Here is a 14,929-nt window from a genome sequence, read left to right as displayed (position 1 = left end):
AGGGGCGCCTTCCTGCTAGCGTTTTCGCCCGCCCATCAAACTCCCCAACATGCCGCGGATTATCTGATTGGTGACCTGTCGCGCCGCGCTCTTCGCCACGCTCTGTACCACGCCATCGCGCTTGCCGCCGCGTGGTCCGGTGCTGCCAAACAGAATATCCTTCAATCCACCGAGAATACCGCCGTCCACATCGATCGCTTTACCGTTGGCGGGAGGTGTATTTTGCTGCTCGATGCTGGCCTGCACGCCTTGCTGTAAATGCTCATAGGCGGACTCGCGGTCGATCTGTTCTTCATATTTACTGTACAGCGAGGAGTGATTAATCAGCCCGTTGCGCTCGTCATCCGTCACCGGTCCCATCCGCGAGCACGGCGCAATCACCATTGCTCGTTCAACCACCGACGGGCTGCCTTTAGCGTCCAGAAACGACACCAGCGCCTCGCCGGTTCCCAGTTCCTGAATGGCTTTTTCGGTATCAAATGCCGGGTTGGTGCGCATGGTTTGCGCGGCGGTTTTCACCGCTTTCTGATCCTTCGGTGTAAACGCGCGCAGGGCGTGCTGCACGCGGTTCCCCAACTGACCGAGCACGTTGTCTGGAATATCTGACGGGTTTTGCGAGACGAACCACACGCCGACCCCTTTCGAGCGGATCAGGCGGATCACCTGTTCGATTTTATCCAGCAGCACCTGCGGGGCGTCGTTGAACAGCAGGTGAGCTTCATCGAAGAAGAACACCAGTTTTGGCTTCTCCAGATCGCCTGCTTCCGGCAGCTGTTCGTACAGTTCGGAGAGCATCCACAGCAGGCTGGCGGCGTACAGTTTGGGCATCTGGTAGAGCTTCTCTGCGCTGAGGATGTTGATCATCCCTTTGCCGCTGGCGTCAGTTCGCATCCAGTCTTTGATGTCCAGCATCGGTTCGCCAAAGAAGTGCGCCGCCCCCTGTTGCTCCAGCGACAGCAGTCCACGCTGGATTGCCCCGACCGAGGCGCTGCTGATATTGCCATACTGATTCTGGAAGGATTTGGCGTTATCGCCGATGTACTGGGTAATAGCTCGCAGGTCTTTGAAATCGAGCAGCAGCAGGCCCTGGTCATCAGCAATGCGGAAGATAATATCCAGCACGCCGGACTGCACGTCGTTGAGGTTCAACAAACGGGCCAGCAGCAGCGGGCCGAGGTCAGATACCGTGGCCCGCACGGGGTGACCTTTTTCGCCGAAGATATCCCACACCGTGACCGGATTAGCATGCGGTTGCCAGTCGGTAATGCCGATATTTTTCAGGCGGGCGAGCAGCTTTTCAGAGGCCTGCCCTTCCTCGGCCACGCCGGTTAAGTCGCCTTTCACATCGGCCATAAATACCGGTACGCCAATTTCAGACAGCGATTCGGCCAGCTTCTGTAGCGTGACGGTTTTACCGGTCCCGGTCGCGCCGGTAATCAGTCCGTGACGGTTGGCCATGCCTGGCAGTAAAAACAGTTCGGTGTCCGGCGTGCGGGCAATTAGCAGGGGTGTGCTCATTGAGATTTCCTCCATTTATCTTGCCTGGAGTATAGGCAATGTCCATCAAAGAGAGTATGCGATGGCCAGAGAAAATGACTTAAAGCGTATTGCCGTGATAAATCTGGTACCCCAAATCCACGGTGTTGTGGTTATGGTCGTTGTTCTTGATTTTGCTCAGCAACATCTGCGCTGCCATGCGGCCAATGTCAAAACGCGGGGTGATCACGCTGGCGAGGCTTGGGATCATCTGCCTGCCCATTTCCAGCCCGTGAAAACCGGCAATTGAGATCTGTTCCGGAACGGCCAGATCGCGCTCGCGGCACAGCAGCAGCGCGCCCATCGCAATATCGTCGTTGGTGCAAAAAACGCCGTCTAAATCCGGATGCGCGGCGAGCGCGTCCCGCATCATCTGGGTGCCGAGATGGATGGACGAAATAGAACGCGGATTGACGCGCAGCGGCGCCAGACCCCGGCGCGTCATGGCATCGCAATAGCCGCGATAGCGCTGTTCATCGCGGACGTCGTCTTTCGAACCGAGATAGAGGATTTTGCGCCGCTGGCGTTTATCCAGCATGGTGCTGACCATATCAAATGCCGCCTGACGGTTATCGAAGCCTACTTCCATGTCCAGACGATCGCCCTGAATATCCATCAGCTCCACCACCGGAATGTTGGCTGAACGCAAAAACTTAACCGTGCGCAGGGTGTGATATTTCTCGGACAGGATAATGCCGTCGATATTGTATGACAGCAGATTGATCACCGACTCTTCCTCGGATTCCCGGTCGTAATTGTAGTTGGCGATCAGCGTCTGATAGTTATGATCCGAGGTGACCGACTCAATGCCGGCCAGAATGTCTGCGAACAGCTGGTTTTGAAACGAGGGGATCAGCACGCCAAGCGTATAGCTTTGCGCATTCAGCAGCATCGCGGGCGCGCGGTTGGGGATGTAATTAATCTCCTCCATAATCTGCGCGATGCGTTCACCGGTTTCCTTTGCGACCTTTTTTGGCGAGCGAATGTAGCGGCTCACCGTCATTTTGGTCACGCCCGCCAGCGTGGCGATGTCTTGCAAAGAAATTCTGTGGTTCCTCATTTTCTCTCCAGTGCCGGGGAGCGCGGATCTGTGCTCCCCGGTGATGACCGTCTTAATGCAGAATGGCGTTCAGCGCCAGAACCCCCAGCAGCCCCATAATGGAAATCAGCGTCTCCATTACCGTCCAGGTACGCAACGTTTCCCCGACGCTGAGATTAAAATAGCCTTTAAACAGCCAGAATCCCGGATCGTTAACGTGGGAGGCAATCACGCTGCCCGCGCCGGTAGCCAGCACCATCAGCGCCGGGTCGGCGTGGGTGACGTTAATAATCGGCAGCACCACGCCTGCGGTGGTGATCGCCGCCACGGTGGCTGAACCGAGCGCGATACGCAGCAAGGCGGCGACCGTCCAGCACATCAGCAGCGGAGAAAGCGACGTGCCGGTCATCAGGTGCGAGATATATTGCCCCACGCCGCTGTCGACCAGAACCTGCTTAAACGCGCCGCCCCCGGCGATGATAAACACAATCATCGCAATCGCACCGATAGAGTCGCCAATGATATCCATAATTTGCTCGATCGTACGTCCGTTACGCCGACCAAGGGTAAAAATGGCGAGCACGATAGCGATAAACAACGCGACCGCAGGGTTACCGATAAACTCAAAGAACACCCGTACGCTGTTGGTTTTCGGCAGCGTGATTTCGCACACTGCGGCGACCGCCATCAGTATGACCGGGATTACTGCGGCAAAGATACTGTTCCAGAACGACGGCATCTCTTCTTCGGTGAACAGATGCGGGTTGAATAACCCTTCCGGCGGCGCTTTCTCAAAGCGGGTCAGCAGCTTAGAAAACAGCGGCCCGGCAACAATCACCGTCGGGATAGTAATAATAAAGCCGTACAGCAGGGTGGTGCCGAGATTAGCCTCGAAAATGGTGGCAATCGCGGTCGGCCCCGGATGCGGCGGCAGAAAACAGTGGGTCACGGACAGCGCAGCTACCATCGGGACGCCAACATACAGCAGCGGCAGGCCGGAAGAGGCCACCACCGTAAACACCAACGGCAGCAGCAGAACAAAGCCGACTTCGAAAAACATCGCCAGACCCACCACCAGACCGGTGATCACCAGCGCCCACTGCACGCGTTTCTTACCAAACGTGCCAATCAGCGTGGTGGCGATGCGCTGAGCCGCGCCGGTATCGGAAATCAGCTTACCGAGCATTGCACCGAAGCCAAGGATCATCGCCAGACCGCCTAGCGTCCCGCCGATCCCATTTTGTATTGAGTGCAAAACGGCCTGGGCATCCATCCCTTCGGCAAAACCGACGACCGCCGCCACCAGGACCAGAGCAATAAAGCCGTTAACTTTAAAACCAATCATCAGGACCAGGAGCAGCGCGACGCCTGCCGCAATTATTATTAATGGCATAATCGTTTCTCTTATATCCCCGTCATACTTCAAGTTGCAGGTGTGTTGGCTACGCTCACTCACCCGAATCACTTACTCAAGTTAGCTCATCGGGTTCATTCACTTGCCGCCGTCCTGCAACTCGAATTATTTAGGGGTGGCCAAAAATGCAGCGCCTGGGCGCTGCGTGATGTTGCGTTGTGTTGTATCAGACGGCGACCAGCATGCCGCCATCGACAAACAACAGGTGCCCGTTAACAAAATCGGATGCTTTGGAAGAGAGGAAGACCGCTGCGCCAATCAGCTCCTGCGGATCGCCCCAGCGCGCGGCTGGCGTACGTTTGCACAGCCAGGCGGTGAAGGCTTCATCCTCGACCAGCGCTTTGGTCATCTCGGTTTTGAAGTAGCCCGGTGCGATACCGTTGACCTGGATATTGTGGCGTGCCAGCTCAACGCACATACCGCGGGTGAGCATTTTCACCGCGCCTTTCGAGGCGGCATACGGCGTGATGGTGTCGCGGCCCAGTTCGCTCTGCATGGAGCAGATGTTGATGACCTTCCCGGCCTGACGTTCCACCATCCGACGCGTTACTGCCTGCGAGACCAGGAACACCGCCGTTTGGTTAACGGCAATCACATCGTTCCAGTCCTGCTCCGGGAACTCGGTAAACGGATGGCGGCGCTGAATACCGGCGTTATTCACCAGTACATCGATTGGGCCAATGTCTTTTTCGATATGGGCGATGGCGGCATCAATGTCCTGTTTCTGCGTAACATTGAAGGGCGCGGCAACGGCGCGGATCCCTTCCTGTTGCAGTTTGGCGACGGCAGCCTCCGCGCGCTCCGGCGTAATATCATTGACGATAATCTGCGCGCCATATTTACCCAGCCCGGTCGCCAGTAAATAACCAATACCCTGGGCCGAACCGGTGATCAGAATATTTTTGCCATCCAGTGAAAAAAGATCGTTCATTATGTTCTTCCTTATTTTGTTTCAGCAAAAACGAGCTGGACTTTCGCTGCCTGGGTTTTATCCCCGGCAAAGATCAGCGCTTGTTCAAGCTCGGTAAACGGATATTCAGCGCTGAGTAACGGCAGTGGATCGATAACGTTATTCGCCAGCCACGACACCGCGGTGTTGAACTCGGTGGTAAAGCGGAACGAGCCTTTGAGCGCGATCTCTTTGCCGATCAGCATCATCATCGGGAAGTCCGGCACCGCGCCGCCCATGCCAACCTGCACCATCACGCCTTTCGCGCGGGTGACCTCCAGGCAGGTGGTGATTGAGGACGGATGACCGGAGACTTCGAAGCTGACGTCGAAGTAGCCTTTCTCTTTTTTCCACTCATCGAGCGAGTCCTGCTGCGGGTTAATCAGCGTGTCAGCACCCATCTGCTGGGCAAGCGACAGCGAGCGCGGGCTGATATCAGCACAGACAATTTCTGCTGCGCCGAGCGTTTTCACCGCGCTGACGATCAGGCAGCCGATAGGCCCCACGCCGGAGATAAACACGCGCTTGCCCTGCAGGTCTCCTGCTTCATGTGCGGCGTGGATCGCGACTGCCAGCGGTTCGGCAAAGGCCATGACTTTTTCATCGGCGTGCTGGGGGTAGGGGATGCACTGCGCGGTATCGACGGTTTTAAATCGGGTAAAGCCGCCGTCAACGTGGGGAAAATACATGGCGCTGCCAAAAAAGCGCATTTCCGTGCACTGGTTTTCTTCGTGCTGCAGACAGTATTTACAGTGGCCACAGGGCTTCGACGGATTAATAGCCACCGACTGACCTTCATGTAATTCTTTTGAGTCGCTGTGCACCACTTTACCAATAACTTCATGGCCTAAAATCATCGGTGCTTTAACGGTAAAATTGCCGACTTTTCCTTCCTGATAATAATGTAAGTCGGAACCACAAATTCCGCCGCGGGTAATTTGTACCAGCGTTCCTTTATTATTCCATTCAATATTTTGGTCGTTAATGGCAACAGTTTTCTTACCCGCGACAACGCAGGATTGGGTTTTGACTTGCATAAATGCCTCACTGGTCAGGTAGTAACCTCGGCAGCATTTAAACGGTTTTGATTGTTATTATTTGTGATAAAGATCACGCTGGAAAATTGTTACACTACAATGTTACGCATAACGTGATGCGCCTTGTAAATCTGCTCAGCCGCGCCGAAAAAAGGTGAATTCTGCAATGTGGAAGGCGTAGTATCGCGCCATGGAATATGAATCTGGAGTTTTTTCAATGGCCGGGGAAAGTTATATTTTGATGGGCGTTTCGGGTAGCGGTAAATCTTTAATTGGCAGCAAAATTGCTGCGGTATTATCGGCTAAATTCATTGATGGTGACGATCTCCATCCTGCCAAAAATATTGATAAAATGTCTGAAGGTATTCCATTAACCGATGAAGACCGACTACCGTGGTTAGCGCGATTAAATGACGCTTCATACAGTTTATATAAAAAGAATGAGACCGGGTTTATTGTTTGCTCGTCATTAAAAAAACAGTATCGCGATATATTGCGGCAGGGCAGTCCGAATGTGCACTTTTTGTGGCTGGACGGCGATTACGAGACCATTCTGGCACGCATGCAGCGTCGTGCAGGGCATTTTATGCCGGTGGGATTACTCAAAAGCCAGTTCGATGCGCTGGAGTGCCCGCAGGAGGACGAACATGATATTGCCCGCATCGACGTGAACCATGACATCGAGCATGTGACGGAACAGTGCCGCCAGGCGGTGATCGCGTTTCGTAACGGGCAATAAGCTCAGCCCCTTGCGGGACTGAGCCTTGCATCAGAAGTCGGCTTTCAGTACCACGCGGTAGCGGGCTTTGCCGTCACGCACGTGCTGGATAGCGTCGTTAATTTGCGACATCGGGTACAGTTCGGTGGTGGGCGACACCTTGCTGCGCCCGGCAAACTTCATCAGCTTGCGCAGTTCGAACGGCGTACCGGTTGCCGAACCGGAGATGCTGCGATCGCCGGCAATTAAGGTGAACGCTGGCACCGGCAGCGGCTTCAGCACCGCGCCGACGGTATGGAAGTTACCGCCGTAGGCCAGTGCTTCAAAATAAGGCTGCCAGTCGAGATCGACGTTAACCGTGTTAATAATGAGATCGAACTGGCCCGCCAGCGCTTTTAGCGCATCCGGATCGCGGCTGTTAACCACCTTATCCGCCCCCATCGCCAGCACTTCCTGCTCTTTCGCCGGATTGGAGCTGAACGCGGTCACTTCGCACCCCATCGCGTGTAACAGCTTAATGGCGATATGCCCCAGGCCGCCGATGCCGATCACCCCAACGCGGCTGGTGGCGGTGATATGGTGCATCAGTAGCGGTTTGAACACCGTGATACCGCCGCACAGCAAGGGACCCGCCGCCGCCAGATCGATGCTTTCCGGCAGCGGGATCACCCATTGCCAGTCGGCCCGCAGCTTCTCGGCAAAGCCACCGCGATTGAGAATAGTGGGAACGGAACCTTCCAGGCAGTTAATCTGATTGCCGCTGATACAGGCGTCGCAATGCCCGCAGCTGCGCGCCGTCCAGCCAATGCCGACTCGCTGACCAACCTTCAGACCTTTATCTTGCGCTGCGCTGCCGAGCGCCGCCACGCGACCAATCACCTCATGCCCGGCAACCAGTGGATACTGAGAGAACCCCCATTCGTTGTCGATCATCGACAAATCGGAATGGCAGATACCGCAGTAATCGACCTGGACTTCGACATCTTCCGGCTTAAGCTCGCCCGCATCATATTCATAGAGTTCGAGTTCGCTGCCCGCCGCTTTTGCGGCGTAGCTTTTTATCATCGACATCGTGTTTCCCTCAGTGTGGTGTTGAACTGGAAGTGTAGAGCATGGGGAAACGGGACGCTTCGCAGAAGGGGGGATTAAGGCCTTTTCTGCAATAGCGCGTTGAGCCACTTCTCATCGCGATCAGGACGCTTATCAATGGTTTTCCAGCTATTAACTAATACTATGTCGGTTAGCGGCGAGATTAGCTTTTCCAGCCTCTGTTCGGTGAGGTCGGTAAAATGGCGACCGTCTTTTACTCGTTCAGTCTCGCCGTATTTGAACGATATATACCAGGTTCCGGCCTTTTTAAGAGCTCGTGCAAGCTTGCGCATCACACCGGGTAGCTCTTCCGCACTGACATGTAGCAACGACGCGCAGCACCAGATACCGTCATAATGCACGACATCTTCTATATCGTTAAACGTCATCTGCTTCACGTGTAGCCCTGCATGCTGGCTGGCAAGGCTAACCATTTCCGATGAGGCGTCGAAGGCTTCGACCAAATATCCTTTCTCAAGAAATGCTTTACTGTCACGCCCCGAGCCGCAACCCGCATCCAGAATGCGCCCGCCTTCTGGAATGTATCGCAGGAAAGGTTGATATAGCGACTCCATGTCGACATTAACCGTAGAGCTGAAAAAATCTTGCGCATTGCGCTGGTAATATTCGAGAGTCATCAGAATGTATCCGTTCCTTGTGCAATGGGTTCCCACTGGTGAAAGAGTATTTTCATCGCCTTGTTCCAGTTGTCGTTCAAAAATGTATGTCTTAGCGCCTGGGTTGCTCCTGTCTGGCGAATTAAGGTTTCACGCAACGGAAGATGGCTGTTAATGAAGTATTCATTTCTGTCCTGCAGCCGTTGAAGTAGCCTGGTCGAAGGAAGTTGGGCAAATTTGCCTTTCTCGCCCCGGTTACACTCCTTGCAGGCGAGGACCAGATTCCAGACGCCATTGATATTCGCCACCTGTCCCCGTGCTTTCCACGGAATAAAATGATCAACATCAGCGAAAGTGTCATCGCCAGCTTGCAGGCTGATGGGGGAAAAACAGTAGAAGCAGCGCCCCTTCTGATAACCATTCAGGCTGTCCCGACAGCTGGTGATCGCCACCCGTCGATCACTGTTCCTGCTAAACAACATTTGGTCATCGTTGTCATATTCAATGTTAATCAGGTGGCTGGAGATACTCATTGCCCAGCCCTGCTCGATCAGGTTCCAGCGTGCATCTGTTTCAAAACTGAAGTTTCGGTATTGCAGGCGTTCACCCAGATTGTAAAAGTTATCCGTCATCCGGATGCCTTTGTGCGTTTTGCGCTCATCGATAAAAAAGCGTTTCTCAATCTCAGCCTGATTCACATTATGAAAAGCGTCAATGACGTTGTTAAATCCCTGTCGGAGGGTGATAGCGGTGAGTCCATCCCGGGTGATTTCGCCGTTATTAAATTGCGTACAGGCGGTAATAAACTGGCTGCTGCGTGAGGTAATCTGCTTTGGTGCGTGTTTGAGGTGGCGGCACAAATGGGCGCTGAACGGGACGGCCAGATCCTCAAGCGCGATCAGATCGCTGCCGTCAGGTTTGAGATCGTACAACGCGTGGGCAAGCGCAAACTTGTAGGAAGCCACATTTTTGCCGAAAAGGATAATCCCGCGCCAGTAGTTCTCCAGCGTGGGTTCAACCTGATAGAAACGCATAACGGTGTCCTGAGCGCGGTGAGTAACCGCTATTACGGAATTCAGTAACGACATCTCATAGTAAACGGCAGCAAATGTAAACCGAGCGGGTCACGTTGCATTTTTTTGCGAGGCAAATTCCGGAAAAATTCAGGTCAGAGATGAGAATAGCTGAAGCAAGAAGGGAGCGTGGGCTATCGAAGCGCAATGACGCTGTTTTTTTCAACACTTAGCGAGACTATCGCGTGCTGGCGCTTGCATGGTGGCGCATGACAGGTATAATCCACAACGTTTTCCGCATCCCTTCCGTGCCGGAGTGGCGAAATCGGTAGACGCAGTTGATTCAAAATCAACCGTAGAAATACGTGCCGGTTCGAGTCCGGCCTTCGGCACCATTAGTACTTCCAAGACCATCCGAGAAAGTCCAATTATCCCTTTAAAATCAATGCTTACAGCGATTTTTACGTCCTGAGTCGTCCGAGGTTGTCCGTTGAAATCCGGATGTCATTGGGGGCATAATTGGGGGCATCTTAACTTCGATTAGAAATGTGCCCCCAAATGAAGCTCAACGCCAGACAGGTCGAGACCGCAAAGCCAAAAGACAAAACCTATAAAATGGCCGATGGCGGCGGTTTGTATCTCGAGGTTTCGGCCAAGGGTTCTAAATACTGGCGCATGAAATACAGACGCCCCTCAGACAAAAAAGAGGATCGCCTCGCTTTTGGTGTTTGGCCTACTGTGACGCTTGCTCAGGCAAGAGCAAAGCGCGATGAAGCTAAAAAGCTGTTAGCGCAGGGCATTGATCCAAAAGCCGAACAGAAAGAAGCTCAGGCCGAGAATTCGGGGGCATATTCTTTCGAAACTATCGCTCGTGAATGGCATGCTAGTAATAAGCGCTGGAGTGAAGATCACCGATCACGCGTTCTACGTTATCTTGAGCTTTATATCTTTCCTCATATTGGTTCGTCTGACATCCGTCAGCTCAAAACTAGCCACCTGTTAGCCCCGATTAAAAAAGTTGATGCCAGTGGTAAGCATGACGTTGCACAGCGCCTCCAGCAGCGAGTCACGGCTATTATGCGTTATGCAGTACAGAACGATTACATCGACTCAAATCCAGCCAGTGATATGGCCGGTGCGCTATCGACAACCAAAGCGCGACATTACCCCGCTTTGCCCTCCAGCCGGTTCCCTGAGTTTCTTGCTCGTCTTGCTGCATATCGTGGCCGTGTAATGACGCGGATCGCGGTTGAGCTTTCCTTACTAACTTTTGTGCGTTCCAGTGAGTTACGTTTCGCGCGTTGGGATGAGTTCGACTTTGATAAATATCTCTGGCGTGTACCTGCAAAACGAGAAGAGATTAAAGGCGTGCGTTACTCGTACCGTGGCATGAAGATGAAAGAGGAGCATATCGTTCCGCTTAGTCGGCAGGCGATGGCTTTATTAGAGCAGCTTAAGCAGATTAGTGGTGATAAAGGACTGCTGTTCCCGGGAGATCACGACGTAACCAAGGTTATGAGTGAAAACACGGTAAACAGTGCATTGAGAGCGATGGGTTACGATACTAAATCGGAAGTTTGTGGGCACGGATTTAGAACAATGGCGCGTGGTGCATTGGGAGAGTCAGGGTTATGGAGCGATGACGCTATAGAACGTCAGTTGAGCCATTCTGAAAGAAATAATGTACGTGCTGCGTATATTCATACATCTGAGCATTTGGATGAGCGTCGTTTGATGGTTCAGTGGTGGAGTGATTATTTAGATAAAATAAAAATTATTTACATGACGCCTTATGAATTTGCTAAATAATTAAGTTTTAAAAAAACATTCACCCCCCTCTAATAATTAGAAGGGGGTGGGGGTCAAGCAGTTACAATTCTTCTGTAACGCTGGCTAAATGCATCTCTACCACCTTCCATAATATCACAAATGGTTTGTCTTACATTTCGATCTTGTAAACCACCTAATGACAGAAAATCAGTTGTACCAGTTTGTTGGCTGAGAGATACAACTAACTCAGAATCGCCATTAACAACAATGTTTGGATTGTGCGTTATGATGATTATTTGTCTTTTGTTTTTGCTTTCTTTTATCTTTCTTACTATTAACTCATATACTAATTGATTGTCTAAATCATCCTCTGGCTGATCTAAAATGATAGGGTCATCACCATAAGACAGTAAAAATGCTAATACTGTTGCTGCTTTCTGACCTGCCGAACCTTGTGATAGATCCTTGAATCTTCTCCCATCGTTATATTTTACGGTTATGGCATCATTAGGGAACCAACAAATTAAGGAGGTTATAACCTCATCAATTAAGTCATTTTTGAAGTCAATGAATCTCTTGCTTAATCTTACGTCAAAGATAGAGTTGCTGCTCTTATCAAAGAAGCAATTTTTTAACTGTTCAATTTTCTTTATTATATCGTCCATATTCTCAGATGATTCTCTGATTTGTCTTGTTAATATGTTTAGAAAGCCGTTTTCATCTTCATTGTAAATTTCATTACTAAAAGTCGAATCTTTTTTATCTATAGCACTTCTAAAACTACTTTCTAAGAATTGATTATCGGCGCAAAAATCCACATTAACCTTAAAATTAGCATTGTCATCATTAATTTCTACTAAGAACTTCCTTCTTCTTGAAGTAAGTTCTTTCCGTAACTCGATTAAACGCTTATAGCTTGAAGATGTTTCTGCTTTTTTTATATCAATATTTTTTTCATCGATAGCTATTTTTGCTAATCTCTCAGTTAGTTGATTTCTAGAATTAATTAAAGACGCATACTCATTTGGGTTGTTAACGCCATTTGCTTTAAGCGAAGATACTAAATTTGTATATTGGGTTTGATTAAAAACCATTGCTTTTTTGAGATCGCTTAGTTGGTACCAATTACTAAAGCTTTCAATTTCTTCAATCAAAGAGGCTGCGTTATCAGTTGCAGCCTTTATAGCATCTTCAACTTTTATTTGGATTTCTAATAATTTATCTTGTACTTCAATCTCAAGGGGGCTGCTGAAAAGCAAAGGGTCTTTATTAAAACCATCAGGTTTATTATTCGAAATGTTTTTTATTAATTGCTTGAAAAAGTCAGTATTCCTTGATGATATAAGTTTCACAATACCATCTTGGCTAATTGATTTTTGATAATTGGCTAATATAGCGGCATGACTAGATTTTTCAATTGATGCAATTTTTTGATTTACATCATTCAATTGTCCTGTTAGCACTGTTTTTGTGGCTATATTGCTTCTAAGTTCTTTTGTTTCCCTTCTTAATTGAGAAAGTATATTAACTTCATTTTCCCATGAATATTGCCACTCATTGAAGTTGACTATATTTGACTCATCTATGAGATTTAAAAGATAATTAGGAGATCTTGATATCTCATATATTTGTTTTTGACTAAATATTTTAACAGGGAATCGCGAGGACACTTCACCTTCTTCCGGTATAAGATTTTCATCATCGAAGCGATTAATTGATACGTTTTGATCTGAGAATGACCAGTGTAAGAGATATTTGTTATCTCCTTTTAAATATTCAATCTGTATATTGCTATCGTCTAGGAATACTCCATCATCTTCTCGATTCTTAGCTTTTTTCGCGAGTTTCTGATAAGCTGCGTACATCTCTTGATTAGAGGGGAGTTGTTCAAGTTCTCGCTCCCTGCCTAATGCAGTTCTAATGAATTCTAAAATAGTTGATTTACCGCTTCCCCTGCCACCAATTATGCAGTTTAGCCAAGGATGAAAGTCGATCGAAAATTCATTATTGCGTCCACAATATTTAGTTTTGTTAATCTTTATTTTTGTAATTCTATTCTCGGCGTAGATATTTGGCGAATCTGGGAAGTTATCAGACCTTTTTAATGAGTCGGCTCCATCAAATAATGCTAGTTTTAATCCGTCTATAGAAGGAGTGCCCATTTTTACCCAAGTAAATGCCCTTCCAACTGTATCAGGATGATGAGAGTCAGAACCAATTACTTCAGGTAAGCCAGTTTGCAAGGATATATATCCTTTTAACGGGCTTGTGCCAGGCTGGTTAGCTTCATACTCTTTGTGGGTTCTAATTACCTCAACAGCTGAAGCATTAGTTAATATCTGTCGTAGCGTAGATCCTGTGGCGTGTACTCTACATAGACCGCTAGCTTTGTCAATATGAGCAGGTATCGCAACTCCGCCACGCTCAATAATCAGATCAATGACCTCTTGAGGACTGCATTGTGTAACTGCATCACTATCTCCTTCAGAACCATTGTATTTTGCTGCGCCTATTATCTGTGAGATAAAACTTGTGGTTTTATTTGGGTCAAAAACCCCTAAAATATGTATGTTGCCATGAGATGTTATTTCTACTGAAGGAAAGATATAAATTGAATGTCCTTCATCTCTTAATTTTATGGCTTCGTCTTTTAATTGGTCAATCCATGCTCCTGAGTTATGGTCGGTTACTGCTATGCATTCTATTCCTTTATTTATATAGTCTAATAGCCAATTTCTCGGCGTCATATTGTTTTTGATTTCATGATTACCTTTGCCATAGTCCATTGAGGCGGGTGTATGCGTATGGAAATCAAATTTCCACCATTTTGAACCTATTTGCTGCATGAGAAACTCCTTTTAAATGTTTTTTAAAATTCTATGTTTTAGATAGCATTTATATAGTGGTTTACTTTACTCCTTTTTTGTCGCTGTGCCCCTACCAGATATTTATATATGAAGTTGTATCTTGCGCGCAATGCTCTCCCCGCCACGCCTGCCCGCTTCGTGGGGCGTTTTTAATGCAGGTGCATGAAGGGGCTCAGGCCGCGCCAGTACTGATGCGGCAGGGTGTGGAAAATTCAGTTTTTTGCATGCAAAGCCATGCAGCGTAGGCATGCATGGCTATTTTTATTAAAAAGACGGGTATTTTCGGGGCGTTTTATGCGGATTTTTTGCGAGTCTGCGCGGCCTGTCGGCGCATGAAAATCTGACTCTGTTCAGGCGTATATTTTGCCCAGTTGTCGTCTCTCGATGCTCTGTCAGGCCGGAAACCGATGGTTGTCAGAATGTCGCGATCTTCCCCTGCGTAATCAATATTTCCTCCGCGGGTTACATGAACGGACAGCGCTTCGCGAACACTGGCGGCCGCCCGGTCGAGAGCCCGTTCTCTGACGATGTCAGGTTGTTCGCTGAAATGCATTAATTCCGGTGCCAGCGCAGCGGCCAGCGCGTCGCCGCTTACCTGCATAAAGGCGTGGAGCTGACGCCGGATACTGATACGCTGAACAGCTTCATGCGACCGGATGTACTGCCCGGCCGACTGATTTACTGCCCATATTTTCAGGTCAATATCATCACGCAGCGCCTGTGCTGCCTCCGGTTCATAACGGGTACAGGTCAGCTCCAGCTCTTTCAGCGCCATTTCAGCTCGTGCCAGTGCTGACTTGCTGCTCATCCAGTCCGATTTATTCTTCTGACAGGTTTCAAAGGCCTGTTCCAGTAGTGCTCGTGCCATTGTCTTTTCTCC

The 14,929-nt window shown here is 49.7% G+C and carries 12 protein-coding genes and 1 tRNA gene; 3 read left to right on the top strand and 10 right to left on the bottom strand.

The window, feature by feature from the left end; translation table 11 throughout:
* Positions 1-15: 15 nt before the first annotated feature.
* The 5 genes from OGW44_RS10150 to idnD all read right to left on the bottom strand — a co-directional run bounded on the left by OGW44_RS10150 (position 16) and on the right by idnD (position 5,975).
* Positions 16-1,518, bottom strand: a complete 1,503-nt coding sequence (locus OGW44_RS10150; protein WP_185654779.1) for a helicase HerA-like C-terminal domain-containing protein — start codon at positions 1,516-1,518, stop codon at positions 16-18.
* A 79-nt stretch (positions 1,519-1,597) separates the two neighbouring features.
* A complete protein-coding gene (gene idnR / locus OGW44_RS10145) occupies positions 1,598-2,596 on the bottom strand; it encodes a DNA-binding transcriptional regulator IdnR (RefSeq protein WP_094761000.1) in 999 nt (332 codons plus the stop codon).
* A gap of 52 nt (positions 2,597-2,648) precedes the next feature.
* Complete coding sequence (idnT, locus tag OGW44_RS10140; protein ID WP_016155581.1) at positions 2,649-3,968, bottom strand: gnt-II system L-idonate transporter; 1,320 nt, start codon at positions 3,966-3,968, stop codon at positions 2,649-2,651.
* A 187-nt stretch (positions 3,969-4,155) separates the two neighbouring features.
* Positions 4,156-4,920 (bottom strand): gluconate 5-dehydrogenase, encoded by a 765-nt coding sequence (gene idnO, locus OGW44_RS10135; RefSeq protein ID WP_185654778.1) that lies wholly within the window; start codon positions 4,918-4,920, stop codon positions 4,156-4,158.
* An 11-nt stretch (positions 4,921-4,931) separates the two neighbouring features.
* On the bottom strand, positions 4,932-5,975 hold the full coding sequence (gene idnD / locus OGW44_RS10130; protein WP_137352513.1) for an L-idonate 5-dehydrogenase: 1,044 nt from the start codon (positions 5,973-5,975) through the stop codon (positions 4,932-4,934).
* Positions 5,976-6,192: 217 nt separating this feature from the next.
* Here idnD and idnK point away from each other — a divergent pair, with 217 nt between their 5' ends.
* On the top strand, positions 6,193-6,714 hold the full coding sequence (gene idnK, locus OGW44_RS10125; RefSeq protein WP_019078263.1) for a gluconokinase: 522 nt from the start codon (positions 6,193-6,195) through the stop codon (positions 6,712-6,714).
* A gap of 30 nt (positions 6,715-6,744) precedes the next feature.
* Here the strand turns inward: idnK and ahr are convergent, their stop codons facing one another.
* The 3 genes from ahr to OGW44_RS10110 form a co-directional block, all read right to left on the bottom strand.
* Complete coding sequence (gene ahr / locus OGW44_RS10120) at positions 6,745-7,764, bottom strand: NADPH-dependent aldehyde reductase Ahr (RefSeq protein WP_016155584.1); 1,020 nt, start codon at positions 7,762-7,764, stop codon at positions 6,745-6,747.
* A 74-nt stretch (positions 7,765-7,838) separates the two neighbouring features.
* Entirely contained in the window at positions 7,839-8,420 is a 582-nt protein-coding gene (locus tag OGW44_RS10115) for a class I SAM-dependent methyltransferase (RefSeq protein ID WP_185654777.1), read from the bottom strand.
* Entirely contained in the window at positions 8,420-9,433 is a 1,014-nt protein-coding gene (locus OGW44_RS10110) for an HNH endonuclease (protein WP_185654776.1), read from the bottom strand. The genes OGW44_RS10115 and OGW44_RS10110 overlap by 1 nt, the downstream gene beginning before the upstream one ends.
* Before the next feature lie 289 nt (positions 9,434-9,722).
* Between OGW44_RS10110 and OGW44_RS10105 the strand changes: the two genes are divergently transcribed.
* Both OGW44_RS10105 and OGW44_RS10100 read left to right on the top strand, forming a co-directional pair.
* Positions 9,723-9,807, top strand: a tRNA-Leu gene (locus OGW44_RS10105).
* 163 nt (positions 9,808-9,970) lie between these two features.
* Positions 9,971-11,221 carry a tyrosine-type recombinase/integrase gene (locus tag OGW44_RS10100; protein WP_185654775.1) on the top strand — a complete coding sequence of 417 codons (1,251 nt, stop codon included), beginning with the start codon at positions 9,971-9,973 and terminating at the stop codon, positions 11,219-11,221.
* Positions 11,222-11,274: 53 nt separating this feature from the next.
* Here OGW44_RS10100 and OGW44_RS10095 read toward each other — a convergent pair whose 3' ends face one another.
* Together OGW44_RS10095 and OGW44_RS10090 are read right to left on the bottom strand one after the other, a co-directional pair.
* A complete protein-coding gene (locus OGW44_RS10095; RefSeq protein WP_185654774.1) occupies positions 11,275-14,028 on the bottom strand; it encodes a TrlF family AAA-like ATPase in 2,754 nt (917 codons plus the stop codon).
* A 313-nt stretch (positions 14,029-14,341) separates the two neighbouring features.
* Positions 14,342-14,917: a phage polarity suppression protein gene (locus tag OGW44_RS10090; RefSeq protein ID WP_185654773.1), complete on the bottom strand. Its 576-nt coding sequence runs from the start codon at positions 14,915-14,917 to the stop codon at positions 14,342-14,344.
* Positions 14,918-14,929 lie beyond the last annotated feature (12 nt).

The organism is Citrobacter sp. Cb023, from assembly GCF_030336805.1.
Lineage (GTDB): Bacteria > Pseudomonadota > Gammaproteobacteria > Enterobacterales > Enterobacteriaceae > Citrobacter > Citrobacter braakii.
This window is presented reverse-complemented; position numbering and strand designations above follow the sequence as displayed.